The sequence below is a fragment of the Neisseria sp. P0021.S005 genome (genome assembly GCF_051956955.1).
Genome location: NZ_JBQCWY010000396.1, coordinates 1 through 2,762, shown reverse-complemented (window position 1 = coordinate 2,762; position 2,762 = coordinate 1). Strand labels below are relative to the sequence as shown.

At 46.9% G+C, this 2,762-nt stretch carries 2 protein-coding genes; one reads left to right on the top strand and one right to left on the bottom strand.

The features are described 5' to 3' along the window. Positions 1 to 389, bottom strand: a 389-nt coding sequence (locus ACTHUE_RS14685) for an aldehyde dehydrogenase family protein (RefSeq protein WP_440423866.1), incomplete at its 3' end; no start/stop codon positions are given. A 329-nt stretch (positions 390 to 718) separates the two neighbouring features. Here ACTHUE_RS14685 and dnaG point away from each other — a divergent pair. Continuing rightward, complete coding sequence (gene dnaG / locus ACTHUE_RS14680; protein ID WP_049335257.1) at positions 719 to 2,491, top strand: DNA primase; 1,773 nt, start codon at positions 719 to 721, stop codon at positions 2,489 to 2,491. Positions 2,492 to 2,762: the final 271 nt, after the last annotated feature.

The following is a 2,762-nucleotide window of genomic DNA, read 5'->3' as shown; positions in this document are numbered from 1 at the left end:
GCTTTCACACTTGTCAGCACATCGCCGTCAATCCGCCGCGCCTCTTCCGCAAACCAGCGCACAAACGAAGCCGCATAATCAATTTCACCACGCGCCTCAGTCAGGCTTTTGCCCTGCTCCATCGTCATGATACGCGCGAGTTCTTCTTTGTTTTCTTTAATCAAAAAATACCAGCGCCACAACACATCGGCCCGCTCCAACGCAGTTTTTGCCGCCCATAATTTTTGTGCCGCCTCTGCCTTTTGAATCAAAAGCTTCAGGCCGTCTGAATCAGTCTTACGGACAAACGCCAAAGCCTCACCTGTTGCAGGGTTATCAACTTTAATGGCATCTGGAATCGGAGAAAAGGAAATATCGGGATGATTGAGCAAACGTGCAAAATCTTTCATGAGAAACGACCTTTCTAAAACCGAGGATATACGTTCATTATCATATTCATACCATGAAAGCGCAACTGAATCGCAAAATAAGACAACAGCAAAGGTCGTCTGAATATCTTATAGCCGGCCTTTGCTTTAACGACATCATATCTATCTTAATAACGAATGAAATACGATTATTAATACCCTACCTCAAAAGGATAAGACACATGTATTACAACTATTTGCTATAATACAAAACTCATCTCGACCCTCATCTAAAATTCCATTTTCAGACGGCCTTTGTCTGTTTATAAGGCCGTCTGAAATATTTTCCGTCCATCCTCTTCTGCCGAACCATGATTCCATCTGATTTCATTGACGAGCTTTTGTCCAAAGTCGATATTGTCGATATTATCGACGAACAGGTTCCGCTGAAGAAAGGCGGGGCGAACTATATGGCCTGCTGTCCGTTTCATAAGGAAAAGACGCCATCGTTTTCGGTCAGCCCGACCAAGCAGTTTTACCATTGCTTCAGTTGCGGGGCTCATGGTTCGGCGATTGGTTTTGTGATGGAACATCAGGGGCTGTCGTTTCCGGAGGCGGTGCAGTTTTTGGCTGATCGCGTCGGTATGACAGTGCCTAAAGTTCGCGGGCAGGAAGACAACCCCGAAATCCGTGCCGAACGTAAAAAAAAGCAACAAACTTTGGAAGAAACGACGGCGGCGGCGGCGGATTTTTATGCGCAACAGTTGAAATTCAATCCGGTGGCGAAGGCTTATTTGGATAAGCGCGGCTTGAGTGCGGAAGTCATCGCGCATTATGGTTTGGGCTATGCGCCTGACGGTTGGCAACCTTTGGCGCAAGTATTCCAACCCTATCCGAATACTGCGTTAGTGGATACGGGTATGGTCATTGATAACGAAGGCAAACATTATGACCGCTTTCGCCATCGGGTTATGTTCCCCATCCGCAATCCTCGCGGACAGGTCATCGGCTTTGGTGGCCGCGTATTGGATGACTCCAAACCCAAATACCTGAATTCTCCCGATACCCCTTTGTTCGATAAAGGGAAAAACCTTTACGGGCTATATGAAGGGCGTGCTGCCGTAAAAGAGGCAGGACGGATTTTGGTGGTCGAAGGCTACATGGACGTGGTCGCATTGGCGCAGTTCGGCGTCGGCTACGGCGTAGCGGCTTTGGGTACGGCAACCACGGCGGAACACGTCAAAATCCTGATGCGTCAGGCCGACAGTATTTATTTTTGTTTTGATGGCGACAGCGCGGGACGTAAAGCGGCTTGGCGCGCGCTGGAAAATGCGTTACCGCAATTAAAAGACGATAAATCGCTGCATTTTCTATTCCTACCCGAAGAACACGACCCAGACAGCTACATCCGTGCCTATGGCAAGGCTCAATTTGAAGATGCCTTGTTAAACCAAAGCAAGCCCCTATCGGAATACTTTTGGGAACATCTTTCAGACGGCCTCAACCTCAATACGCAAGAAGGCAAAGCAGAATTGGTCAAAACCAGTTCTCCGCTTTTAGCGCAAATTACCGCGCCGGCATTGGGCTATCTCCTGAAACAAAAACTTAGTGAGTTGGTGGGTATTGATCCTGACAACCTCGCCCAGTTACTCGGACAAGAAGCGCCCAAGCGGCACGTCAAACAAAAAAGTTACAAACTGCCGCCTATTTCTGTCAAACAGCCAACCATGCTGACACTGGTTCAAAGACAGATACGAAGCCTCTTGATAAATCCGGCTTGGGCTTCATATATAGACCTGCCCGATTATCTGGCGTTAAGCGGCGATTTTGCCTGCCTTGCCAATTTGGCCGAAACCATCAAGCATCACGACACGACTCCTGCAACTGCACAAGTGTTTGAATATATGCGCGGTTCGCCCTATGAGGAAACCGTCAATCAAATCTTTTTATCGACCCTTCACTCTGAAGAAATGGAAGGGGATAACGAAGAAGATTGCGAAAGTTTCCAAATCGGCATGAAAAAGTTGTTAAATGAATTAAAATACAGTCAAATCGAAACTTTAAAGCAAAAAAGTATTCAAACTGGTTTGACTGAAAATGAAAAAAGACTATTGCTGTCGCTTTTGACGGCAAAGCAAAACTAACCCCTCAGGCCGTCTGAACAATCTAAACACACGCTGCGAAACATGACACGCAGAACACTCCATCTGTAATATTTTCAGACAGCCTCAGAGTATTAAAGTGAAATCTGATTTCACAACAAAAAGCTCTGCTCCGCCTTCAGGTACGGCCACATCACCGTAAACCGTCGGCATCCTATCAACCTAGAGAGCAATCCATGTCTAAAAACCAAAACTACGAAGAATACCAAGACCAAGATGACAACCGTCCCTTGAGTATCGAAGAGCAGCGCGC